Source organism: Nonomuraea sp. 3-1Str (genome assembly GCF_031570565.1).
In the GTDB taxonomy this organism is placed as follows: Bacteria; Actinomycetota; Actinomycetes; order Streptosporangiales; family Streptosporangiaceae; genus Nonomuraea.
This window is the reverse complement of the sequence record NZ_JALHBK010000023.1, coordinates 116665-137866: the sequence shown is the minus strand read 5'-3', so window position 1 is coordinate 137866 and position 21202 is coordinate 116665. Positions and strand designations below refer to the sequence as shown.

Genomic DNA, 21202 nt, shown 5'->3' with positions numbered 1-21202 from the left:
GGAGGTGACCAAGGGGGACACGTGAAGGAAGAACCGGTACGCGGCCGGCTGCTGAGCGCGGCGACGCGGTTGTTCGCCGCGAGAGGCTTCGAGGGCACCTCGGTGCAGGAGATCGTGCTGGCGGCGGGCGTCACCAAGGGCGCCATGTACCACTATTTCAGCTCCAAGGATGACCTGCTGCACGAGATCTACGCTCGCGTGCTGCGCATGCAGATGGACAGGCTCACCCTGATCGCCGACGGCTCCGGCACGGTCGCCGAGCGGCTGCACGCCGCCGCGGCCGACGTCGTCGAGACCACCACCGCCAACCTCGACGACTCCAAGATCTTCTTCCGGTCGATGCACCTGCTGGCGCCCGAGACGCAGAAGAGCGTGCGGGCCGAGCGCCGACGCTACCACGAGCGATTCCGCGATCTCGTGGCCGAGGGGCAGCGCGAGGGCACCTTCAGCGACCACGTCCCGGCCGACCTGGTCGTCGACTACTTCTTCGGCTCGGTCCACCACCTGGGCACCTGGTACCACGCGGACGGGCCGCTGACGGGCGCCCAGGTGGGAAGGCACTTCGCCGACCTGCTGCTCACCTCACTCCGCGCCGGGGCCGGGCACACCGGCGAGTGAGGCCAGCGCCTCCCGGTGGTCGCCGGGGGTGCCGAGAGCGATCTCTCCGGCCTTGGCGCGCTTGAGGAAGAGATGCACGGGATGCTCCCAGGTCATCCCGATCCCGCCGTGGAGCTGGAGAGCCTCCTCGGCCGCGTGCACGGCCACGCCGCCGTTCCACGCCTGGGCCACGGCGACGGCCACCGGGTCGAGCCCGGCCCCGCCCGGCGCTCCCTCCCCAGAAGCCGACACGGCGCCTCGGGCGGCGGCCCTGGCCCTGACCACATCGAGCCACAGGTCCGCCAGCCGGTGCTTGACCGCCTGGAACGACCCCACCGGCCGGGCGAACTGACGGCGCTCCTTGACGTACGCGAGCGTGGTCTCCAGGCACCACTCGGCCACGCCGAGCTGCTCCGAGGCCAGCAGCCCCGCGCCGAACCGCAGCACCTCGGCCAGGTCCACCACGCCGAGCCGCGTGCCGGGCGCGCCGTCGAGGGTCACGGTCGCCACCGGGCGCGTCAGGTCCAGCGACGGCACCGCCTGGACGGCCGCGGCGTCGCGTTCGACGGCGTAGAGGGTCGCCGAGCCGCCCGCCGAGGCCCCGGGGACCGGGACGAGCAGGACGTCGGCCACGTCGGCCCCCGCCACGCTCCGCACGCTCCCCGACAGCAGCGCCTCGCCGCCGCCGCCTCCGGGCTCTCCGGAGCTCACCGGGGAGCCGTGCCAGGGCCGGTACGGCGAGGCGGCGAACGGGACCGCCAGGGCGGCCGTCATCCGGCCCTCCGCGAGTCCCCGCAGCAGCCCGACGCCCGCGCCCGTCTCACCGGCGGCCGTCTCACCGGCGCCCGTCCCCGTGGCGCGGACCAGCGCATACGTGGCCAGGACCGAGCTGGTGAAGAACGGCACCGGCGCCACCCCGCGGCCCAGCTCCTCCAGCACCACGGCCGCCTCGCTCGCCGTGGCCCCGGCTCCCCCGTGCGCCTCCGGGACCAGCAGCCCCGCAACGCCGATCTCGCCGGCGAGGGTCTTCCACAGGCCCGGGTCGTACGGCTCGGACTCGACGCGCGCCAGGACGGCGGCGGGCGGGCAGCGGTCCGCGAGCACGGCGCGGACGGCGGCCCGCAGCTCCTCCTCGACCTCCGAGTACAGCAGGGTCATCGCGGCAGGTCCTTCCAGGGGACGTCCTTGTCGACGCGGGGTTCGGCGGGCAGGCCGAGGACGCGCTCGGCGATGATGTTCCGGAGGATCTCCGAGGTGCCGCCCTCGATGGAGTTGCCCTTGGCGCGCAGGTAGCGGTAGCCGGCGCCGCGGCCGTAGAAGTCGACGGTGTCGGAGCGGCGGAAGGCCCAGTCGTCGTAGCCGAGGTCGCGGCGGAGCTCCACGTCGAGGCCCGACAGCGCCTGGTTGAGCCTGGCGAACGACAGTTTCATGCCCGACCCCTCGGGGCCGGGCTGGCCGGCGGCGAGCTGCTCGCGCAGCCGCGCGCCCGACAGGCGGGTGACCTCGGCCTCCACCCACAGGGCGAGCAGCCGCTGGTGCAGGTCGTGGGTGCGCAGCTCGGGGTGCTCGCTCCAGGTCTCCAGCACCGGCGCGAGCATGCCGCCGCCGCGCCGCACGCGCGCGCCGCCGATGGCGACGCGCTCGTTCATGAGCGTGGTCTGCGCGACGCGCCAGCCGTCGCCGACCTGGCCGAGCCGCAGGTCGTCGGGGAGCCGCACACCGGTCAGGAAGACCTCGTTGAACTCCGCCTCGCCGGTGATCTGCCGCAGCGGCCGGACCTCGACGCCGGGGGCGTGCATGTCGCAGACGAAGTACGTCAGGCCGCGGTGCTTGGGCACGCCCGGGTCGGTGCGGGCGACGAGGATCGCCCACCGGGCGTGGTGGGCGCCGGACGTCCACACCTTCTGCCCGTCCACGATCCACTCGTCGCCGTCGCGGACGGCCCGGGTGGCGAGCGTGGCGAGGTCGGACCCGGCGCCGGGCTCGCTGAAGAGCTGGCACCAGATCTCCTCCCCGGTCCACAGCGGGCGCAGGAACCGCCGCCGCTGCTCCTCGGTGCCGAACGTCAGGATCGTGGGCGCCGCCATGCCGAGGCCGATGCCCTGGACGCCGGTGTCGATCTGCGGCGTGCCGGCGAGCCCCTCCTCCACGACCCGTTGCAGCTCGGGTGAGAGCCCGAGGCCGCCGAGCCCCTCCGGATACCACACCCAGGCCAGCCCGGCGTCGAACCTGGCACGCAGGAACTCCAGCCGGTCGCCTCCGGGGTCGTGGCGGGCGAGGAAGTCCGCCACCAGCTCCCTGAGCCGCGCTTCGTCCACTCGGGGTCCTCCGATCGGTGTCACATGTACTTCTTGAGCTCGCGGTAGGCCAGGGACCGCTTGTGGACCTCGTCCGGGCCGTCGGCCAGGCGCAGGGAGCGGGCCCCGGCCCACAGACCGGCCAGCGGGAAGTCCTGCGAGACCCCGCCCGCCCCGTGGACCTGGATGGCCTTGTCGAGGATCCACTCCACGGTCACCGGAGTCGCGATCTTGATGGCCTGGATCTCGGTGTGCGCGCCCTGGTTGCCGACGGTGTCCATGAGCCAGGCCGTCTTGAGGACGAGCAGCCGCAGCTGCTCGATGCGGACGCGGGACTCGGCGATCCAGTCCTGGACCACGCCCTGCTGGGCGACGGGCTTGCCGAACGTGGTCCGGCTCAGCGCGCGGCGGCACATCAGCTCGACGGCCCGCTCGGCCATGCCGATGAGCCGCATGCAGTGGTGGATGCGGCCCGGCCCGAGCCTGGCCTGGGCGATCGCGAAGCCGCCGCCCTGCTCGCCGATGAGGTTGTCCACCGGGACGCGGACGTCCTCGAACACGATCTCGGCGTGGCCGCCGTGGTCGGCGTCGTCGTAGCCGAACACGCTCATGCCGCGCCTGATGTGCATGCCGGGCGTGTCACGCGGCACCAGCACCATGCTCTGCTGCCGGTGCGACGGCGCCTCCGGGTCGGTCTTGCCCATGACGATGAAGATCTTGCACTCGGGGTTCATGGCGCCTGAGATGAACCACTTGCGGCCGTTGATGACGTACTCGTCGCCGTCCCGGACGATCGAGGTGGCGATGTTGGTGGCGTCGGAGGAGGCCACGTCGGGCTCCGTCATGGCGAACGCGGACCGGATCTCCCCGTCCAGCAACGGCCGCAGCCACTCCTCGCGCTGCCAGTCGTCGCCGAACATGGACAGCACCTCCATGTTGCCCGTGTCCGGCGCGGCGCAGTTGGTGGCGACGGGAGCGAGGTGCGGGCTGCGGCCCATGATCTCCGCCAGCGGCGCGTACTGCAGGTTCGTCAGCCCGGCCCCGTCGGCGCCGGGCAGGAACAGGTTCCACAGGCCGCGCTTGCGCGCCTCGTCCTTGAGGTCGGCCAGCAGCGGCGGGGCGCTCCAGCCGCTGGTGGCGGCCTGCTCGGCGAAGGCGGCCTCGGCCGGGTGGACGCACTCGTCCATGAAGCGCAGCAGCCGCTCGCGCAACTCCTGGGTGACGCTGTCGTAGGCGAAGTCCATGCCGCCGAGCCTACCGACCGGCCGGTATGCGTGTCGACAGTGGTCTTCGTCGAAGACAGTGGTCGTCGTCAAAAGGCGCCATGTGGCCATGACCCGGCTTCCGGTCATCTCCTAGGCTGGCCGCCATGACCGCCAAGCTCCCCTCTCCCGTGGTGCTCGAGAACGACGTCGTCCGGCTCGAACCCCTCGCCCTCTCCCACGTGCCCGACCTGTTCGCGGCCGGCGGGGACGACGCGGAGGTGTGGCGCTGGATGCCGGCGCGTCCCCGGACCGAGGAGGAGCTGAGGGAGGTGGCCGCCGGGCTGATGGCGGACGACAAGCACGTCCCGCTCGCGGTCGTCCCCCGCGAGAGCGGCCGGGCGGTGGGCTGGACCACCTACGGCGACGTGCCGGGCTTTGACGAGAGCGTGGAGATCGGCTGGACCTGGTACGGCAGGGCGGTCTGGCGCACGGCCGTGAACACGAACTGCAAGGTGCTGCTCATCGACCACGCCTTCGGCGAGCTGGGGTACAACCGCGTGCTGCTCAAGACGGACGTGCTGAACACGCGCTCGCAGAACGCGATCCGGCGGATCGGCGGCGTCCACGAGGGCACGCTGCGGCGCCACCGCAGGCGGCCGGACGGCACCTGGCGCGACACCGTCTTCTTCGGCATCCTCCAGGAGGAGTGGCCGCCCCACCGGGCCCGCCTCACCGCCTGACGAGCCCGCCTGACGGGCCCGCCTGACGGGCCCGCCCGACGAGCCCCCGTCGGACCCGCCCGACGGGCCCGCCCGGCCGGGACGGGCTCAGCCGGCTCCCAGCATGCCGGTCAGCAGCTCGCGCATCGCCGCCCGGACGTCGTCCTTGGACGGGCGCTCCCCCGCCCCGGCGATCGCGTCGAACATGACGCCCTCGGTGAACGCCACGAGCTGGTGCGCGTGCCGTACCGGATCGGGCGAGCCCAGGGCGGCCAGCAACGCCACGGCGGGGTCGCGGAAGCGGCGGCCGGCCCGGTCGTAGACGCGGCGCAGCTCGGGCCGGCGGGTGGCCTCCAGGGCCAGCTCGTAGCGGGCCAGCGTGCGCCGGGCGTCGGAGAGCTGGACGTCCAGCGCCTCCACGAGCAGCTCCACGAGGTCCTCGCGCGACGGGCGCCGGTCGCGCGCCGGCAGCCCGGCTTCCAGGGCCGGGGCCAAGGCGCGCTCCTCCAGCCCGACGAGGTGGGCCAGGGTGAGTTCGAGCAGCGCGGCGCGGGTGCGGGCGAGGTTGGAGGCCGAGCCGGGCGGCAGGCCGGCGGTCTCGTCCACGGCCCGATGGGTCAGGCCGCGCATCCCCCGCTCGGCCAGCAGCGTGATCGCCGCCTCCGCCACCGCCTCTGAACGCTTCACAGCACCCGATCCTACGGGCAACTCACTACCCCTGTAGTTATCGCACTACAGGAGTAGTATCGTGGAACTACAGACGTAGTTGAGGAGGCGAAGATGCCGGCTGCTGTGGTGATCGGTGCGGGGATCGGCGGGCTGACCGCGGGGATCGCCCTGCGCCAGGCGGGGTGGGACGTGACGGTGCTGGAGCGGGCCGAGCGGTTGAAGCCGGTCGGCTCGGGCCTGGCCGTCGCGGTGAACGCGCTGCGGGCCCTCGACACCCTCGGGCTCGGCGACTCCGTGCGCGCGCTGTCCCGGGTCCAGGGAGCGCTGGGCATCCGCAGGCCGGACGGCCGGTGGCTGGCGCGCAGCACGGAGGAGAGCGTCAGGAAGGAGTTCAGCGACTCGGTCGTGGTGCTGCCGCGGGCGGCGCTCGTGGAGCTGCTGGCGGAGGCGCTGGGCGCGGACGCCCTTCACCTGGGCGTCCAGGTGACGGAGGTGGATCCGGACACGGGCACCGTCCGCACGAGCGAGGGCGAGCGCGTGGGCGAGCTGGTCGTGGCCGCCGACGGCATCCACTCGGCGACCCGCCGCGCCCTGTTCCCCCTCCACCCGGGCCCGGTGTACTCCGGGGTGACGGCCTGGCGGGGGCTGGTGCCGTGGACGGGCGGCCCGCTGCCCAGCACCGAGACGTGGGGCAGGGGCAGGGTGTTCGGCGCCCACCTCCTCGCGGGCGGCCTGGTCTACTTCTACGCGACCGACGTGTCCCCGGCCGGGGAGTCGGGCGGCGACGAGCGCGAGGAGCTGCTGCGCAGGTTCGGCGGGTGGCACGAGCCGATCCCGTCACTGCTGCGCGACGTCCCGGCGGAGCGGATCCTGCGCAACGACATCCACGCGTTCGCCACGCCGCTGCCCGCCTTCCACCGGGGACGGGTGGCGCTGGTGGGCGACGCGGCCCACCCGATGACGCCGAACCTGGGGCAGGGCGCCTGCCAGGCGATCGAGGACGCGGTCGTGCTCGCGTACGTGGCCGGCGGCGACCTGGCCGCCTACTCGGCGGCCCGCGTGGAGCGGACGGCCACGCTCGTGCGGCGCTCGACGGCGGTGTGCCGGGCGACGAAGGTGCGCAACCCCGTCGCGGTGTCGCTGCGCGACGCGGGGATGGCCCTGGCGGCCCGGCTCAGCTCCGATCTGATGCCGAAGTCAATGCGGGAGGTACTGGAATGGACTCCACCGCGACGGGCCGCGAGTGGTCGGGGGCCAGGCGCCCCAGCGTGATCGTGCCGGCGATGGTCAGCGCGCCGGCCAGCAGCGCCGGGACGGCCGTGGACGGGCCGGCCGGCAGCGGCTCGCCCAGCAGGATGGCCCCGGCCAGCACCGAGGTGACCGGGTCGACGACCTGGACGCCCGCGTAGGCGATGCCGAAGTAGCCGATGGCGTACGAGCGCTGGAGCAGCACCACCGCGCAGACCAGCAGCACCGGCACGACCAGCGTGAACCAGTGCAGCAGCCTGCCCCAGTCGCCCTGCATGCCGCCGCCCACCACGCGCACGAACGTGGACACGCTGGCCGTGACGACTCCCGCCCCCACCGACATCAGCAGCGCCTTGCCGGGGCCGCGCAGCCGGCGGGCGACGAGCTCGGAGACGAGCGCGATCGCCGCGATCACCCCGATGAACGCGAGCGCGGCCCCGTCGGTGAGGTGCGGGACGACGTTGTGGGCGGGCACGAGCAGCATGAGCCACACCAGGCCCACGGCGACCGCGAGCGAGCCGAGGATCTCCGCGCGGTACGGCCGCCGCCCGTACATGAGCGCGGCCAGCGGCACGGCGAACACCAGCGTGGCCACGCTGATGGGCTGCACCGCGACCAGCGGCGCGAAGCTGAGCGCGACGGCGTGCAGGCTCGCCCCCGTCAACCCGATGACCCCGCCGATCACCCAGCGGGGGCGTCTCACCAGCTTGAGCGAGGCGCCGCCCGCCACGGCCTCGTACTGTTGCAGGGCCGCCCCGAGCGCGTATCCCAGGGCGCCGAGCAGGGCGATGAGGAGTCCGGCCCAGGTCATCGGCGCCCACGCAGGGGCAGGGACGTGTGGAGGCGCATTGCTCCAGCTTAAGAGGGAAGCGGAGCACACGAATCATCCTTTTGGACAACATCAGCCCGCCAAGTCCCCGGACGGCCCCATCGACCAGGGCCGAAGCCGGCGTCAGGAACGCTCGGGGCAGACGCAGAACAGGTGCCCCTCGGGGTCGCGCAGCACGATCCAGCCCACGCCCTCGTCCGTGACGCCCGGCTGGAAGTCGGGCCTGGTCGCGCCGAGCGCGATGTACTCCTCGACCGCCTTCTCCACGTCGGGCACCCGGAAGTCGAGGTGGAACTGCTTGGCCGCGCCCGGCCAGGGGGCCGGCTCGCGCTCGGGGACGCGGCCGAAGTAGATCGCGGTGGTGCCGTCGCCCACCGCGGCGTACTCGTCCTCGGCGTACTGCAGGTCGAGGCCGGTGATCTCGTGGTAGAACTCGGCCAGCTTCTTGGGCTCCGCGCAGTCGATGGTGACGGCCAGGAGCTTCGCCTTCGTTGTCATGGCCCAAGCCTCGCAGGCATACCTGCCATCTTCTGTCAGGTACGGCGGCCGGTTTCTAACGGCGCCGGCCGCCCGACCCCACCCGCTTGAGTATCCGGTCCCACTCGGTGCCGAACGGGTTGTCCTGCACCATGTACGTCCAGGTCGCCGTGGGCCGCTTGAGGTCGGGCTCGGGCGCCTCGAACGCCTCCAGCGACCGCCGCTCCACCTCGGCCAGCATCGCCTTGTACTCGGCGACCGCCTCCCGGTGGAACTCGTCGATCGGGCTCATCCGGCCGAGGGCCCGCAGGTGGATGCCCTCGCGCAGGTCGGTGAGGAAGGCCAGGTGCTCGGTCCAGCAGCGGTCGATGGCGTGCAGCACGATCTGCCGGGCCGTCTCCTCGCGGGTCTCCTCGGGCATGGAGGCCCACCGCTCGGGGTCGCCCTCGGCCAGCGCCCGCGCGGCGGAGTCGCCGTGCAGCACCTTGTCGCGCCACTCCAGGATGAGCTCGCGCTGCTGCTCCAGCAGCCGGGTGTAGCGCCAGGTGTTGCGGTGGATCTGCAGGTTGACGCCCTCGGCGACCCGCTGGGCGTGGGCCACGATGTAGGCGCCGCGGCGGTGCCTGACCACGCCGTCGGCGTCGGCCGCGGGCGGCCGCTCGTCGGCCGCGAACTGAGTGACCAGCTCGTCGCGCATGCTGACGAAGAAGACCGAGCCACCGGGGTCGCCCTGCCGCCCGGCCCGGCCGCGGAGCTGGTCGTCCAGGCGGCTGCTGGCGTGGCGGCCGGAGCCGATCACGTACAGGCCGCCCAGCTCGGCCACGCCCTCGCCGAGGCGAATGTCGGTGCCGCGACCGGCCATCTGCGTGGAGACGGTGATCGCGTCGCGCTCGCCGGCCCGCGCGATGATCGCGGCCTCCTCGGCGTCGTTCTTGGCGTTGAGGACGACGGGGTCCAGGCCGCGCCGGCGCAGCAGCCCGGCGAGGTTCTCCGACTCGGCGACGTCGAGGGTGCCGATGAGGATGGGCCGGCCGGTGGCGTGGACCTCCTCGATCTCCTCGACGAGCGCGGCGTCCTTCTCGGGCACGTCCGGGTAGACGCGGTCGGGCTCGTCCTTCCTGACGCAGGGCCGGTTGGACGGGATGACGGCGACCTTGAGCCCGTAGAACTCGCCGAGCTGCTCGCTGACCGCGACGGCCGTGCCCGTCATGCCGCAGATCTGCGGGTAGCGGCGGACGAGGCCCTGCACGGTGATGGAGTCGAGGATCTCGCCCTTCTCGCTGGGCGCCAGCGCCTCCTTGGCCTCCACGGCCGCCTGGAGGCCGTCGGGCCAGCGCTGGAGCAGCGCGACCCGGCCGCGGGAGGCGTTGATGAGCTGCACCCGGCCGTCGCGGACGATGTAGTCGACGTCGCGGGCCAGCAGGATGTGGGCGTGCAGGGCGAGGTTGAGCTCGATGAGGGTGCCGGGCTCGTTCTCGTCGTAGAGGTCGACGCCGAGGAGGTTCTCGACCGTGTCGGCGCCCTTGGGGGTCAGGTAGACGTTGCGCGCCTGGTCGTCCACCTCGTAGTGGTAGCCGCGGACGAGCTGCCTGACCAGCGCGGCCATCTCGGGGACGGCGCTGCCCGCGTCGGAGGCCCCGGCCATGACGAGCGGCACGCGGGCCTCGTCCACCAGCACGGAGTCGGCCTCGTCGACCAGCGCGACCTCGGGGGCGGGCACGATGAGCTCGGCGGCGTCGGTGCGCAGGCGCTCGCGCAGCACGTCGAAGCCGATCTCGCTGACCGCGCCGTAGGTGACGTCCCTGGAGTACGCCTCGCGCCGCTCCTCGTGCGTGGAGGACTGCCCGACCCAGCCGACGGTGACGCCGATGGCCTCGTAGAACGGCGCCATCCATTCGGCGTCGCGCCGGGCCAGGTAGTCGTTGACGGACATGACGTGGACGCGCTTGCCCTGCAGCGCGTAGCCGGCGGCGGCCATCGCGCCGGACAGCGTCTTGCCCTCGCCGGTCGCCATCTCGGCGACCTTCCCGTCGAGCAGCGCCAGCGTGCCGAGGAGCTGCGCGTCGTACGGCCGGAGCCCGAGCGAGCGGTCGGCCGCCTCCCGGGCGACGGCGCAGAACCTCGCCAGGTCGTCCATCGCGGGGCGGGCGAGCTCGTCCAGCTCGCCGACCGGCCCGGCCAGCTCGCGGGCCGCCTTGACGACCTTCTGGTACGGGCCCAGACTCACTCCTCCCGGCCGGTCCAGGAGGTTCTTCAAGATTCCGGAAATAGACGCCACAGTCCCTCCAACGCGCGCTCTGCCCGGCAGCGTTCCTCTCGTGCCCACCTCCACGAGTGTGACCGAAGTGGGGAGCGGAGCGACGGTACGGCATGCGTCGCCGTACCGGACCCTAGCCCATATGGGGACGTGCACGGCGTTCCGCGCCGCCGTCCCGCTCCCCGGTCGGCCCTCGATCAACCGTCCGTCACCTTGTCATCGCTGCTCGGGGCGTAGGGCCGGCACCACCACGGCGGCGGCCAGCAGCGCGCACCCGGCCCAGCCGGCCACGCTCAGCCGCTCCCCGAACAGCAGCACGCCGAGCACGGCCGCGCCGACGGCCTCGCCGAGGGAGATGACCGACACGGTGGCGGCCCGGAGTGCGGTCAGCGCTCGGAAGAACAGGGCGTAGGCCAGCGCCGTCGGCACCGCGCCGAGGTAGGCCAGCAGCGCCACGGTCGTCACGGTCGGCTCGGGCACCGCGCCGCCGGCCAGCGCGAACGGCGCCAGGCACACAGCGCCCACCACGAACCCGCCCACGGCCATGCCGCCGGGGTCCTCCCGGTGCCGCCGCGAGTACAGCGTCACCGCGGCGTACCCGGCGGCCGACACCAGGGCGAACGCGACGCCCCCCAGCCGGCCGCCGCCCGCGAGCAGGCTCTCGCCCGTGAGCAGGAACAGCCCGGCGAGCGCGGCGGCCAGGGCGAGCAGGCCGGTGCGGCCGGACCGCTCGCCGAGCAGGAGCCGCCCGCCCAGCTCGGTGACGACCGGGGTGGCGCCCATCGTCACCACGGTCGCGACGGCCACGCCGGACCGCTCGATGGCCGCGAAGTACGCGGTCTGGTAGACGGCCATCCCGGCGCCCACGACCACCATCCGGATGTCGAGGCGCGGGAGGACGCCGCCGGTCAGCCGGGTGAGCGCGAGCAGGAAGACGGCGCCGAGGGCGTAGCGCCACAGGGACACGCCGGCCGGGCCGAGCCCGCCGGACTGGAAGAGCAGGGATCCCGCGGCGCCGCCGGTGCCCCAGGCGGCCGCCGCCACGGACACGTAGAGGGCTCCCCGGCGCGCGGAGACGGGTGAGGGGACATGCGTCATGACAGATCTCTCCGGATGGAGTGGTCGGAAGGGGGCCCGTACGCGGGCAGCGACCACCCCCGGATCGGTCAGATCCGGCGAGATGTCAGAAGAGGCCGCCCGCTACCGGGCGGGCGGCGGGGAGCAGATCAGGAAGCGCGGCACGTCCCTCACCCTAGCGGCTCCGGGGTCGGCGGGGCCTCACGGGTTTGCGTGGCCTCACGCTCGGCGTGGCCTCACGGTTTGCGGGGCCTCATGGTTTGCGGGCGACGCCTCCGAGGAGGAGCTCCTCCCAGGCGGCCGGCGGGTGGGGCAGCCGGTCGTCGGGCCGCCACTCGGGGAAGCGCACCAGGCCGGGCTCCACCAGCTCCAGCCCGTCGAAGAAGCGGCCGATCTCCTCGCGGGAGCGGAAGTGGCCGGTGCCCATCGTGACCCGGAGCATCGCCTCCAGCGCCTGGGCCTTCGGGTTGGCCGAGGCCAGCATGTTCGAGGCCGCCAGGTGACTGCCGGACGGCAGCGCGTCCATGTAGCGCCGGACGATCCCGTGCGGGTCGTCCTGGTCGGGGAACAGGTGCAGCAGCCCGATCGCCAGCACCGCGACGGGCCGGGACAGGTCGATGAGCCGCCGCAGCTCGGGGTTGCCCAGCACGGCCGCGACGTCGCGGGCGTCCTCGGTGACGGCGACCACGTGCGGGTTGCCCTTGAGGATGGCGCGCGCGTGCGGCTCCACCGACGGATCGACGTCCACGTACACGACGCGCGTCGAGGGGTCGGCGAACTGGGCGACCTCGTGGGTGTTCTCGATGGTGGGCAGGCCGGCGCCGAGGTCCACGAACTGCCGGACGCCGGCCTCGCGGACGAGGTGGTCGACGACGCGGCCGACGAACGCCCGGTCGCACCAGACCAGATCCACGATCTCGGGCACGGCCTCCCTCAGCCGCCGCGCGACGGACCGGTCGGCGGCGAAGTTCTCCATGCCGCCGAGCAGGGCGTCGTGGACGCGGGCGACGCTGGGCGTGGACGGGTCGACCCCGGGCGGGGCCCACTCCTCATGGGACCACTCACCGCTCGCCCACGCGCTGGAGGAACCGAGGCTCATCCGGACTCCCCTTTGGTCGGTGACGCGGATCGTACCGAAATCGGGGGCTCCATGTCTGCGCCGACCTGTGGCTTCGCACAGGCCGCTTGGCCGTCCGTTGACGAATTTCCGGGACGCGGTTTACGCGCCGTGTCCCGGGTAGCTGGAGCGGGCCCGAGTACGAGACGGAAGCAGAGAGGACGTGAGCTTCATGGAGCTCTGGGACTATCGATCTGACGTCTACGACCGCGGCCAGGCGCTGGACATCAACGGTTACCACGTCCACGCCACCGACGGAAAGATCGGTTCCGTCGACGAGGCCACGTACGAGGTCGGCGAGAGTTACCTGGTCGTCGACACCGGTCCGTGGATCTTCGGTAAGAAGGTCATGCTGCCGGCGAGTGTCATCACCCGGATCGACCCCCAGGCACGCGAGGTGTACGTCTCGCGTACCAAGGCGGAGATCAAGGACGCTCCGGAGTTCGACGAGGGCCGCTTCAAGGAGCCCGAGTACCGGACGCGGGTGGGCGACTACTACGGCCGGTTCCCGCACTGACCTTCGGTCAAGGTGAAGGGCCGCACCCCTCGGGGTGCGGCCCTTCGTCCGTCCTGAGGATCCGTCCCCAGGGTCCGTTCTCAGGGCCAGGACGGGTCGCCCTTGGGCTCGGCCGGCGCCTCCAACACACCCAGGCGTTCCAGCAACGTGAGGAAGGTCGCCGCGTACGGCGAGGCGGCCGTCACCGTGGCCACCCGCTGCCAGTCCACCTGCTCCCGCAGCGCCCGCACCTGCGGCAGCAGCGCGCCGTAGTCGCAGGCGTGCTCCGACAGCGGCATCAACCAGGAGATCACCAGGTCCGTGGCCTCCAGCACGGGCACGATCACCGCCGACGCCTTCATCGGCTCGGCCCGCTCGATCAGCTCGTCGGTCACCGGCCGGTCGGAGATACGGAAGATCAGGTCCACCAGCCGTCCGTCGTCGTACGCCTTGACCAGCCAGTCCTCCGGCGGTTTGGCCGTCTCGAGGCCGAGGGCGCGCAGCGCTTCCAGGGCGGCCGGAACGTCATGCTCGGTGATGACGAAGTCCACGTCGTGCAGCGAGGGCGCCGCGCCCCTGGCGTAGGCGGCGCACCCCCCGGCCAGGGCGAACTGCACTCCCGCGTCCTTCAGCCCCGAGCTCGCGCGTTTGAGCGTGTCGAGGATCGCGTCGGTGACTTCATGACTGTGGCTGCTCATGTGATCCGGCTACCCTCCCGGTCCCCCGCTAGACGTCGGATCGCGCGCAGGAGCGGTGCCAGCACGGGATTGTCGTTGCCGGCCCGCCAGGCGAGATCGAGCCGCACCGTGCCTGGCCCGAGTCCGGTCACCGGGCGCAGCACGACACCGTCCATGCGCAGCGCGGAGGCCGCCGCGGGCACCAGCGCCAGGCCGAGCCCGGCCTTGACCATGGCCAGGACCGTGTGGACCTGGCTCAGGTACTGCCGGTGGACCGGCTGCACGCCGGCCGTGCGGAAGACGGCGACCAGCACCTCGTGGAAGTAGCGGGCCTCGGACGGCGAGTACATGATGAACGGCTCGCCGTCGAAGTCGGCCACGCTCGGGTACGGCGCCCGCACCGCCAGCGGGTGGCCGTCGGGCAGGGCCGCGAGCAGCGGCTCGCTGGTCAGGGGGGCGGTGCGGATGTCGGCCGTGCGCACCGGGGGGCGGACCATGCCGACGTCCACGGCGCCAGACAGCAGCGCCTCCACCTGCGCGGCGGTGACCATCTCGCGCAGCACCAGCTCCACGCCGGGCAGCCGGGCGCCCGCCTCGGTGACGACGCGCTCCAGGAAGGAGTAGGCGGTCGTGGCGGTGAAGGCGAGGGTGACCACACCGGCGTCGCCGCGCGGCGTGCGGCGGGCGGTCAGCACCGCCTCCTGCGAGACCTGCAGCACCTTGCGGGCCTCGGCCAGGAAGGCCCGCCCGGCGGGGGTGAGCCGGACCGCCCGGCGGGTCCGGTCGAACAGCTCGACGCCCAGCTCGCGCTCCAGCGCCTGGATGCGCCGGCTCAGCGGCGGCTGCGTCATGCGCAGGCGCGCGGCTGCCCGGCCGTAGTGCAGCTCCTCGGCGACCGCGACGAACCCGACGAGCTGCTCCATCGACACCATGCTCCGCAATGATACGCGGCACGCATCGGAGGATGCGAAAAGAGTGTTGGACCGGCATGAGTCACGCTGCCTATGGTCATGACGGGACACCGACCCCAAAGGGGACGAATCCCCCGACGAAGGAGACCCGATGACCCCCGACGAGCTGAGCGCCCGGCTGGCCTCAGGGCTGCTGTCGTTCCCCGTGACCCATTTCAAGGACGACCTGTCCTTCGACGAGGCCGCCTACCGCGAGCACCTCGCCTGGCTCGGCCGGCACGAGGTGGGCGGGCTGTTCGCGGCCGGCGGCACGGGCGAGTTCTTCTCGCTGACCCAGGCCGAGGTGGAGCGGGTGGTGGCCGTCGCCGTGGACGCCGCGCCCGCCGGGGTCCCGGTGCTGGCCCCGTCCGGGCACGGCACCGCGACCGCCGTCCAGCTCGTCCGCTCCGCCGAGCTCGCCGGCTCGGCCGGGATTCTGCTGTTCCCGCCGTACCTGACCGAGGCCGACGAGGAGGGGCTGGCCGCGCACGTCGCGGCCGTGTGCCGGGCGACCGCCCTGGGCGTGATCGTCTACAACCGGGCCAACGCCCGCTACTCCACCGCGACGCTGGAGCGGCTGGCCGCCGAGCATCCGAACTTCGTCGGCTTCAAGGACGGCGTGGGCGACCTGGAGCAGATGACGCGCGTCCGCGCCCGCCTGGGCGGCCGGCTGCTCTGCATCGGCGGTCTGCCCACGGCCGAGCTGTACGCGCTGCCGTACCACGCGCTGGGTGTCGAGACGTACTCCTCGGCGATCTTCAACTTCCTGCCGGAGTTCGCGCTCGCCTTCCACCGGGCGGTGCGCGGCGGCGACACCGCCGCGGTGACCGGGATGCTGAACGACTTCGTCCTGCCCTACGTGGAGCTGCGCGACCGGCGGCGGGGATACGCGGTGAGCATCGTCAAGGCGGGCCTGCGCGCCGCCGGCCGCCCGGCCGGCCCGGTGCGGCCCCCGCTGGTGGACCTCACCGGCGAGGAGCAGGACCGGCTGTCGGCCCTGATCGGGCGGGTGAGCGCCTGACCCGCGTCCCCGCTCCGGCGCGCGTGAGTAGAGCGCCGGAGCGGGGGTAGCGCGAGGCCCTATGACCGACTTCCTGGAGAAGACCGAACGCGAGTACCAGGGCGAGCACGACCGGCCGCTGCGCGGCTACCTGCGCATCATGACCGTGTACGGCGGGGCGATCGCCGCGGCGGTGGGCGCGGCCGCGCTGATGGGGCGCAAGGCACCGGAGCGGGTGGGGCTGATGGACGTGGCGCTGATGGCGGCCTGCACCCACAAGGTGTCGCGGCTGATCGCCAAGGACCCGGTGACCAGCCCGCTGCGGGCGCCGTTCACCCGGTACGAGGGGACGAGCGGCCCGGCCGAGCTGAAGGAGGAGCCGCGCAACTCGGTCGGCGAGCTGGTGTCGTGCCCGTTCTGCCTGGCGCAGTGGACGGCCACCGCCTACGCCGCCGGCCTGGTCTTCGCGCCCCGGTTCACGCGGCTGGCGGGGGCGACGATGACCGCGGTGGCCGCCTCCGACTGGCTCCAGCTCGCCTACGCGAAGATGATGCGCTCCGCGTCCTGACCGCAGGGCATGGGAGGGAAGGGCCTCGGCGAGGCCCTTCCCTCCCATGCCGTGCGGGCGGTCCCTGTGCCGTCAGCGCAGCCGGGGCAGGACCTCACGCGCGTAGAAGTCGAAGAACGCGTCCTGCTCGGCCCCGATCTGGTTGACGTACACCTCGTCGAAGCCGGCGTCCACGTACGCGCGGATCGCCTGGACGTGTGCCTCGGGGTCGGGACCGCACGGGCTGCCGCCGACGGCCTGCTCCTCGGTGACCGACTCGGCGAGCTGCTCGAAGTGCCGGGGCAGGGGCAGCAGCTGCGACGCCTCGCCCTGGATGCCCTGGTTGGGCCACAGCCGGTGGACGGTCCTGCGCGCCTCGGCCTCGTCCGGCGCGTAGCAGACCTTGAGGCCCCCCATCGCCGGCTTGCCCGCGCCGCCCGCCTTGTGGAACTGCTCCACCATCTCCGCGCTGGGGCCGGTGGAGATGTAGCCGTCGGCGATGCGGCCGGCCAGCTCGATGGCCTTGGGCCCGAAGCCGGACATGTAGATGGGCGGCGGCTCGTCCGGCAGCGTGTAGAGGCGGGCGGTGTCCACCCGGTAGTGGGCGCCGCGGTGCGTCACCAGCTCGCCGGTGAACAGCTCCCGCATCAAGCCGACGGCCTCCTCCAGCATCTCCAGCCGCTCCTCGGCCGGCGGCCAGCGCGACTCGATGACGTGCTCGTTGAGCGCCTCGCCGGTGCCGACGCCGAGCCGGAAGCGCCCGCCGGACAGCGCCGCCGTGGTGGCCGCGGCCTGGGCGGTGATCACCGGGTGGATCCGCATCAGGGGGCAGGTGACGGCCGTGGTGATGGGCAGCGACGTGGCCTCGGCCAGCGCGCCGATCACGGACCAGACGAACGGGCTCTGCCCCTGCGCGTCCAGCCAGGGATGGAAGTGGTCGGAGATCCACAGCGCCTCGAACCCCGCGCGCTCGGCCGCCTTGGCCTGCCGGACCAGTTCCCGGGGGCCGTGCTCCTCGCAGGAAAGGAAGTATCCGAATGTGGTCATGAAGGTCCACTTCCCGGCGCACTCAGGGAAAACATGGCGTGCGCCAGGAATGGATGTTAAATGCCTTTCGGCCCGGGCAGTAGCGGGCCATGGCTACTTTGCTGTGGATCATCGCGGTCGTTCTCGTCATCGCCGGCATCTATGTGATTCTGGCCCGTCGCGATCTCCTCTGGGGGATCGTCCTCATCGTCCTCGGCTTCCTGGTGGGCCCCGGCGGTGTCAGCATCTTCAATGTCTAGGGGCGCCACCGACGCGCCACCCGTTCTCCGCCCGGCCGGCGAACGCCGGCCCGGCGGACCTACCCGACAGGCTGTGCCATCCCGTGTTACCCGTCTCACGCCTTTATCCGGCGACGAGATGAAAATGTAATCAAATTCCCGAAAATCAGCCAAAAGATCAGCTATCGAAAGGGAAGGGCGGCCGCTCCGGATCGGAGCGGCCGCCCTTCTGTTCCGCGGTTCCGGGAGTTTCGGTTCCTGACGTTTCGGTTCAGGATGCTTCCCGGGCCCTCAGCGTGCCCGCCTCAGCATTCGAGGCAGTACACCCCGTACGCCTTGCCCAGCACCGGCAGCGCCACGTTGCGGACCCGGATGCCGCCCGGGGTCAGGCCCTTCTCCGTGCCCTTGTGGGCGTGGCCGTGCAGGACGAGGTCCGCGCCGGCCGTGTCCACGGCCTCGGCGAGCAGGTAGCTGCCGAGGAAGGGGTAGATCTCCAGCGGCTCGCCCTCCAGGGTCTCCTTGATGGGCGAGTAGTGCGACAGGAGGACCCGCCGGTCGGCCTGCATCTCCTTCAGCGCGAGCTTCCAGCTCTCGGCGATGAGCCGCGTGTGGCCCACGAAGTCCTTGATCTCGCGCTCGCCGAACTCGCTCGCGCACTTGCCGGCGAACCCGCCGCCGAACCCCTTGCCGCCCACGACGCCCAGCCTCGTGCCGCCGCACGTGAGGACCGCGCCGTCGTCGTCCAGCACGGTCACCCCGGCGTCGCGCAGCTCACTGGCGATCTCGTGCTGGAGGTCGGAGTGGTAGTCGTGGTTGCCGAGGACGGCGACGACCGGCACGGGCAGGTCGCGCAGCTCGTCGGCGACCACCCGGCCCTCCTCCAGCGTGCCGTGCCGGGTGAGGTCTCCGGCCAGCATCAGCACGTCGGCGCGTTCCTCGATGCCTTCGAGCCGCTTGCGGTACTCGCCACGGACGTCCTCGCCCAGATGGATGTCGCCCACGGCCGCTATGCGGACTTCAGTCAAGGTGCTCATCCTCCCCCGGCTCGTTGACGACGACGACCTTGATCTCGTTGTGCACCTTCAGGTCCGGGGCGGTCTCGTGCGCCACCTCCCCGAGTCGTACGCGTTGATCGCTCCCGCTCACCTGGCCGCGCAGGAACAGCTGGTCCCCTCTGACGTCGACGTGGATGCCGAGCTCGTGGGTCCGCGCGTCCTCGGCCAGCGCCTGCTGGATGCGGGCCGCGACGTACTGCGGAGCTTCCATGGATGCCTCCTTCCCTGACGCCGCATGCCCGGGTATGAATCCCTCAAACGGCGCGTATCAGGTCGATAACGGCGCGTTCTACGGCGCCATGGGTGGCGAGCTGGCCGAAGTCCGCCTCGGCTCCCAGCTCGGTCAGGGCGGGCGCGACCGTGCGTCCGTGCTGGTACGCCTCGACCACACGGGGGTCCACGTACGACTCGCGCGCCACGGTGGGCGTGTTGCCCAGGTAATCGGACACCTCCCGCATCACCCGGGTGATCGCCCGCTTCCGGGCGGTCTCGCCGCGCCCCTCCGCCGCGTGCGTGGACACCGAGAGGCCGACGGCGGCCAGCACGGTCGCGTGCCAGGTGCGGAAGTCCTTGGCGGTGAAGTCGTCGCCGATCTTCTCGCGGAGGTAGTCGTTGATGTCGTCGCTGCGCACGTCCACCCAGCCGTGCCCCTGCCGGTAGAACAGCAGCTCCCCGTCAGGGTGGCGGCGCTTGAGCGACCTGATCACCGAGCACACCGAGGAGTCGGCGATCACCACCTCGCGCGGGATGTCGCCCTTGGCCGGGTACGCGCAGGTGATCGTGTCCCGCGAGCAGGTCACGTGCTCCATCCGGAGGGTCGCCAGCCCGAAGGTGTCGTAGGTCTCGCCGCCCACGCGGAAGAAGCCCACATCCAGCATCCGCGCCGCGGCGGCCAGCACCCGCTCCCGGGTCAGGCCGCGGCCGCGCAGCGCCTCGTCCACCGCCTTGCGGAAGTCGGGCAGCCGCTCGGCCAGCTCCAGCACCCGGTCGAACTTGATCTTGTCCTGCTGCTCGCGCCACAGGTCGTGGTAGCGGTACTGGCGGCGCCCCGCGGCGTCGGTGCCGGCCGCCTGCAGGTGACCGTCCGGCGAGGCGCAGATCCACACATCGGTCCACGCGGGCGGGATGACCAGCGCCTTGATCCGCGCCAGCGTCTCCGGGTCCACAGGGCGGCCGTCCGCGTGGTGGTAGCCGAAACCCCGCCCACGGCGCCGGCGATGGATCCCCGGCTCGTTCTGGTCACTGGGATGCAGCTCGGCCACGGACGCCCGGCTACCCCCAACGTTAGGCACCAAACGGCAGGGGCAGGTGATCCGCCATGTCTGAGAACAACCAGTGGGAACAGCGCTCGGAGTCGGGCAAACCCATGGTGCCGGCCACGCCGAGGGACGTGGTCCACATCCGGGCCGGCTCGTTCATCCTCGTGTTCGCCCTCGCGTTGGCGGCGCTGGGGCTGATCGCCGGGATCCCGGTGCTGACCGGCATCGCGGCCGTCGCGGCCGTGGTGACCATCGTGGACATCGTGCTGGCCGTACGGCGGCAGAAGAGCAGGAACGTGGGAGAGGCAGGCTGAGCATGACACCGCAGCGAACCGAACTGGACACCTCGGCCGGGGAGCCGGCCGGCTCCCTGGCCGGCGCCGTCGCCGAGACGGCCGAAGGGCTGCGCACGCACGACCTGCGCGGCAAGGTCGTCGTGGTCACCGGCGCCAGCGGCGGCGTGGGCCGGGCCGTGGTGCGCGAGCTGGGCGCCAAGGGGGCCAAGGTGGCGCTGATCGCCCGTGGCACGACCGGGCTCGGCGCCGCCGCCGTGGACGTGGGCGCCGCCGGCGGCAGCGGGAAGGTGTTCGAGGCCGACGTGGCCGACTACGAGCAGCTCCGGGATGCGGCCGAGCAGATCGAGGCCGAGATGGGCCCCATCGACGTGTGGATCAACGTCGCGTTCTCGTCGGTCTTCGCCAAGTTCACCGACGTCACCCCCGAGGAGTACGAGCGGACCACCGCCGTCACCTACCTCGGCTACGTGTGGGGCACCCGCGTGGCGCTCGACCTCATGCGGCCCCGCGGCCGGGGCGCCATCGTGCAGACCGGCTCGGCCCTGTCGCACCGCGGCATCCCCCTGCAGTCGGCGTACTGCGGCGCCAAGCACGCCATCAAGGGCTTCACCGAGTCGGTGCGCACCGAGCTGATGGCCGAGAACAGCGACATCAAGATCACCCTGGTGCAGCTCCCGGCGGTCAACACGCCGCAGTTCGACTGGGTGCTGTCCAAGCTGCGCCGCCATCCCCAGCCGGTGCCGCCCATCTACCAGCCCGAGGTCGCCGCGCGCGGCATCGTGTACGCGGCCGAGCACCCCGAGCGCAAGGAGTACTGGGTCGGCGTCACCACCGCCGCCACCATCATGGCGGAGCGCGTCGCCCCGGCCCTGGTGGACCGCTACCTGGCGCGTACCGGGATGAAGTCGCAGGTGACGGACGAGGAGCAGCCGAGCGGCGTGGCCAACCTGTGGGAGCCGGCCGACGAGGACAAGGACTACGGCGCCCACGGCAGCTTCGACCGGCGCTCGCACGCGCGCAGCCCCCAGCTCTGGCTGTCCCAGCACCGCCGGCCCGTCCTCCTCGGCCTCGCGGCGGGCGCGGCGGCGGTCACGGCGCTCCTCCGGCGCAAGCGCTGAAAGGTCTGCCCGACCGGCGGGGACACGGCGTTAAGCGGGCGAGTTGG

At 72.5% G+C, this 21202-nt stretch carries 24 protein-coding genes; 9 read left to right on the top strand and 15 right to left on the bottom strand.

Features of this window, described 5'->3' with window-relative positions:
• Window positions 1-21 precede the first annotated feature (21 nt).
• A complete protein-coding gene (locus tag MTP10_RS30280; protein WP_310713406.1) occupies window positions 22-618 on the top strand; it encodes a TetR/AcrR family transcriptional regulator in 597 nt (198 codons plus the stop codon).
• On the opposite strand, the gene MTP10_RS30275 is transcribed toward MTP10_RS30280, so the two are convergent.
• From MTP10_RS30275 to MTP10_RS30265, 3 genes are read right to left on the bottom strand one after another with little or no spacing between them, the layout of a single operon-like run.
• Entirely contained in the window at window positions 583-1755 is a 1173-nt protein-coding gene (locus MTP10_RS30275; RefSeq protein WP_310713404.1) for an acyl-CoA dehydrogenase family protein, read from the bottom strand. The genes MTP10_RS30280 and MTP10_RS30275 overlap by 36 nt on opposite strands.
• A complete protein-coding gene (locus tag MTP10_RS30270; protein WP_310713402.1) occupies window positions 1752-2915 on the bottom strand; it encodes an acyl-CoA dehydrogenase family protein in 1164 nt (387 codons plus the stop codon). The genes MTP10_RS30275 and MTP10_RS30270 overlap by 4 nt, the downstream gene beginning before the upstream one ends.
• 20 nt (window positions 2916-2935) lie before the next feature.
• Window positions 2936-4138 carry an acyl-CoA dehydrogenase family protein gene (locus MTP10_RS30265; protein ID WP_310713400.1) on the bottom strand — a complete coding sequence of 401 codons (1203 nt, stop codon included), beginning with the start codon at window positions 4136-4138 and terminating at the stop codon, window positions 2936-2938.
• 125 nt (window positions 4139-4263) lie between these two features.
• Here MTP10_RS30265 and MTP10_RS30260 point away from each other — a divergent pair, with 125 nt between their 5' ends.
• The gene (locus MTP10_RS30260) at window positions 4264-4839 is read left to right on the top strand and encodes a GNAT family protein (protein ID WP_310713399.1); all 576 of its coding nucleotides are present in this window, start codon (window positions 4264-4266) and stop codon (window positions 4837-4839) included.
• An 87-nt stretch (window positions 4840-4926) separates the two neighbouring features.
• On the opposite strand, the gene MTP10_RS30255 is transcribed toward MTP10_RS30260, so the two are convergent.
• Window positions 4927-5505 (bottom strand): TetR family transcriptional regulator C-terminal domain-containing protein, encoded by a 579-nt coding sequence (locus MTP10_RS30255; RefSeq protein ID WP_310713396.1) that lies wholly within the window; start codon window positions 5503-5505, stop codon window positions 4927-4929.
• Between the two features lie 93 nt (window positions 5506-5598).
• Here MTP10_RS30255 and MTP10_RS30250 point away from each other — a divergent pair, with 93 nt between their 5' ends.
• Window positions 5599-6759 (top strand): FAD-dependent monooxygenase, encoded by a 1161-nt coding sequence (locus MTP10_RS30250; RefSeq protein ID WP_310713395.1) that lies wholly within the window; start codon window positions 5599-5601, stop codon window positions 6757-6759.
• Here MTP10_RS30250 and MTP10_RS30245 read toward each other — a convergent pair.
• The 5 genes from MTP10_RS30245 to MTP10_RS30225 all read right to left on the bottom strand — a co-directional run bounded on the left by MTP10_RS30245 (window position 6662) and on the right by MTP10_RS30225 (window position 12474).
• Complete coding sequence (locus tag MTP10_RS30245; protein WP_310713394.1) at window positions 6662-7546, bottom strand: hypothetical protein; 885 nt, start codon at window positions 7544-7546, stop codon at window positions 6662-6664. The genes MTP10_RS30250 and MTP10_RS30245 overlap by 98 nt on opposite strands.
• 141 nt (window positions 7547-7687) lie before the next feature.
• Window positions 7688-8062 (bottom strand): VOC family protein, encoded by a 375-nt coding sequence (locus MTP10_RS30240; RefSeq protein ID WP_310713391.1) that lies wholly within the window; start codon window positions 8060-8062, stop codon window positions 7688-7690.
• A 55-nt stretch (window positions 8063-8117) separates the two neighbouring features.
• Window positions 8118-10310, bottom strand: a complete 2193-nt coding sequence (secA2, locus tag MTP10_RS30235; RefSeq protein ID WP_310713439.1) for an accessory Sec system translocase SecA2 — start codon at window positions 10308-10310, stop codon at window positions 8118-8120.
• Window positions 10311-10514: 204 nt separating this feature from the next.
• Window positions 10515-11396, bottom strand: coding sequence for an EamA family transporter (locus MTP10_RS30230; protein WP_310713390.1), 882 nt, complete (start codon window positions 11394-11396; stop codon window positions 10515-10517).
• A gap of 232 nt (window positions 11397-11628) precedes the next feature.
• Window positions 11629-12474 carry an SAM-dependent methyltransferase gene (locus MTP10_RS30225; protein ID WP_310713388.1) on the bottom strand — a complete coding sequence of 282 codons (846 nt, stop codon included), beginning with the start codon at window positions 12472-12474 and terminating at the stop codon, window positions 11629-11631.
• A 190-nt stretch (window positions 12475-12664) separates the two neighbouring features.
• Between MTP10_RS30225 and MTP10_RS30220 the strand changes: the two genes are divergently transcribed.
• On the top strand, window positions 12665-13009 hold the full coding sequence (locus MTP10_RS30220) for a PRC-barrel domain containing protein (protein WP_310713437.1): 345 nt from the start codon (window positions 12665-12667) through the stop codon (window positions 13007-13009).
• 80 nt (window positions 13010-13089) lie between these two features.
• Here MTP10_RS30220 and MTP10_RS30215 read toward each other — a convergent pair whose 3' ends face one another.
• Both MTP10_RS30215 and MTP10_RS30210 read right to left on the bottom strand, forming a co-directional pair.
• On the bottom strand, window positions 13090-13686 hold the full coding sequence (locus tag MTP10_RS30215; protein ID WP_310713386.1) for a nucleotidyltransferase: 597 nt from the start codon (window positions 13684-13686) through the stop codon (window positions 13090-13092).
• On the bottom strand, window positions 13683-14597 hold the full coding sequence (locus tag MTP10_RS30210) for a LysR family transcriptional regulator (RefSeq protein WP_310713384.1): 915 nt from the start codon (window positions 14595-14597) through the stop codon (window positions 13683-13685). Before MTP10_RS30210 ends, MTP10_RS30215 begins: the two co-directional genes overlap by 4 nt.
• 130 nt (window positions 14598-14727) lie before the next feature.
• On the opposite strand from MTP10_RS30210, the gene kdgD reads away from it, so the two are divergent.
• Together kdgD and MTP10_RS30200 are read left to right on the top strand one after the other, a co-directional pair.
• Window positions 14728-15636, top strand: a complete 909-nt coding sequence (kdgD, locus tag MTP10_RS30205; RefSeq protein ID WP_310713382.1) for a 5-dehydro-4-deoxyglucarate dehydratase — start codon at window positions 14728-14730, stop codon at window positions 15634-15636.
• Window positions 15637-15697: 61 nt separating this feature from the next.
• Window positions 15698-16183, top strand: a complete 486-nt coding sequence (locus MTP10_RS30200) for a DUF1360 domain-containing protein (protein ID WP_310713381.1) — start codon at window positions 15698-15700, stop codon at window positions 16181-16183.
• 72 nt (window positions 16184-16255) lie between these two features.
• On the opposite strand, the gene MTP10_RS30195 is transcribed toward MTP10_RS30200, so the two are convergent.
• Window positions 16256-17209: an LLM class F420-dependent oxidoreductase gene (locus MTP10_RS30195; RefSeq protein WP_310713379.1), complete on the bottom strand. Its 954-nt coding sequence runs from the start codon at window positions 17207-17209 to the stop codon at window positions 16256-16258.
• Window positions 17210-17298: 89 nt separating this feature from the next.
• On the opposite strand from MTP10_RS30195, the gene MTP10_RS30190 reads away from it, so the two are divergent.
• Window positions 17299-17448: a GPGG-motif small membrane protein gene (locus tag MTP10_RS30190; RefSeq protein WP_175593845.1), complete on the top strand. Its 150-nt coding sequence runs from the start codon at window positions 17299-17301 to the stop codon at window positions 17446-17448.
• A gap of 284 nt (window positions 17449-17732) precedes the next feature.
• On the opposite strand, the gene MTP10_RS30185 is transcribed toward MTP10_RS30190, so the two are convergent.
• From MTP10_RS30185 to MTP10_RS30175, 3 genes are read right to left on the bottom strand one after another with little or no spacing between them, the layout of a single operon-like run.
• The gene (locus tag MTP10_RS30185; protein WP_310713374.1) at window positions 17733-18452 is read right to left on the bottom strand and encodes a metallophosphoesterase; all 720 of its coding nucleotides are present in this window, start codon (window positions 18450-18452) and stop codon (window positions 17733-17735) included.
• Complete coding sequence (locus MTP10_RS30180) at window positions 18445-18693, bottom strand: BON domain-containing protein (protein ID WP_310713372.1); 249 nt, start codon at window positions 18691-18693, stop codon at window positions 18445-18447. Before MTP10_RS30180 ends, MTP10_RS30185 begins: the two co-directional genes overlap by 8 nt.
• A gap of 43 nt (window positions 18694-18736) precedes the next feature.
• Window positions 18737-19744, bottom strand: coding sequence for a DNA topoisomerase IB (locus MTP10_RS30175; protein WP_310713370.1), 1008 nt, complete (start codon window positions 19742-19744; stop codon window positions 18737-18739).
• A gap of 56 nt (window positions 19745-19800) precedes the next feature.
• Between MTP10_RS30175 and MTP10_RS30170 the strand changes: the two genes are divergently transcribed.
• Together MTP10_RS30170 and MTP10_RS30165 are read left to right on the top strand one after the other, a co-directional pair.
• The gene (locus MTP10_RS30170) at window positions 19801-20055 is read left to right on the top strand and encodes a hypothetical protein (protein WP_310713368.1); all 255 of its coding nucleotides are present in this window, start codon (window positions 19801-19803) and stop codon (window positions 20053-20055) included.
• Between the two features lie 2 nt (window positions 20056-20057).
• Window positions 20058-21155, top strand: coding sequence for an SDR family oxidoreductase (locus MTP10_RS30165; protein ID WP_310713366.1), 1098 nt, complete (start codon window positions 20058-20060; stop codon window positions 21153-21155).
• The last annotated feature ends 47 nt before the right edge of the window (window positions 21156-21202 follow it).

Excerpts from the sequence above, each read along its gene's own strand:
- MTP10_RS30275 (WP_310713404.1), bottom strand. The coding sequence starts at position 1,755 with ATGACCCTGCTGTACTCGGAGGTCGAGGAGGAGCTGCGGGCCGCCGTC.
- MTP10_RS30265 (WP_310713400.1), bottom strand. The coding sequence starts at position 4,138 with ATGGACTTCGCCTACGACAGCGTCACCCAGGAGTTGCGCGAGCGGCTG.
- MTP10_RS30260 (WP_310713399.1), top strand. The coding sequence starts at position 4,264 with ATGACCGCCAAGCTCCCCTCTCCCGTGGTGCTCGAGAACGACGTCGTC.
- MTP10_RS30250 (WP_310713395.1), top strand. The coding sequence starts at position 5,599 with ATGCCGGCTGCTGTGGTGATCGGTGCGGGGATCGGCGGGCTGACCGCG.
- MTP10_RS30245 (WP_310713394.1), bottom strand. The coding sequence starts at position 7,546 with ATGACCTGGGCCGGACTCCTCATCGCCCTGCTCGGCGCCCTGGGATAC.
- MTP10_RS30240 (WP_310713391.1), bottom strand. The coding sequence starts at position 8,062 with ATGACAACGAAGGCGAAGCTCCTGGCCGTCACCATCGACTGCGCGGAG.
- MTP10_RS30230 (WP_310713390.1), bottom strand. The coding sequence starts at position 11,396 with ATGACGCATGTCCCCTCACCCGTCTCCGCGCGCCGGGGAGCCCTCTAC.
- MTP10_RS30225 (WP_310713388.1), bottom strand. The coding sequence starts at position 12,474 with ATGAGCCTCGGTTCCTCCAGCGCGTGGGCGAGCGGTGAGTGGTCCCAT.
- MTP10_RS30220 (WP_310713437.1), top strand. The coding sequence starts at position 12,665 with ATGGAGCTCTGGGACTATCGATCTGACGTCTACGACCGCGGCCAGGCG.
- MTP10_RS30215 (WP_310713386.1), bottom strand. The coding sequence starts at position 13,686 with ATGAGCAGCCACAGTCATGAAGTCACCGACGCGATCCTCGACACGCTC.
- MTP10_RS30210 (WP_310713384.1), bottom strand. The coding sequence starts at position 14,597 with ATGGTGTCGATGGAGCAGCTCGTCGGGTTCGTCGCGGTCGCCGAGGAG.
- kdgD (WP_310713382.1), top strand. The coding sequence starts at position 14,728 with ATGACCCCCGACGAGCTGAGCGCCCGGCTGGCCTCAGGGCTGCTGTCG.
- MTP10_RS30200 (WP_310713381.1), top strand. The coding sequence starts at position 15,698 with ATGACCGACTTCCTGGAGAAGACCGAACGCGAGTACCAGGGCGAGCAC.
- MTP10_RS30195 (WP_310713379.1), bottom strand. The coding sequence starts at position 17,209 with ATGACCACATTCGGATACTTCCTTTCCTGCGAGGAGCACGGCCCCCGG.
- MTP10_RS30190 (WP_175593845.1), top strand. The coding sequence starts at position 17,299 with ATGGCTACTTTGCTGTGGATCATCGCGGTCGTTCTCGTCATCGCCGGC.
- MTP10_RS30180 (WP_310713372.1), bottom strand. The coding sequence starts at position 18,693 with ATGGAAGCTCCGCAGTACGTCGCGGCCCGCATCCAGCAGGCGCTGGCC.
- MTP10_RS30170 (WP_310713368.1), top strand. The coding sequence starts at position 19,801 with ATGTCTGAGAACAACCAGTGGGAACAGCGCTCGGAGTCGGGCAAACCC.
- MTP10_RS30165 (WP_310713366.1), top strand. The coding sequence starts at position 20,058 with ATGACACCGCAGCGAACCGAACTGGACACCTCGGCCGGGGAGCCGGCC.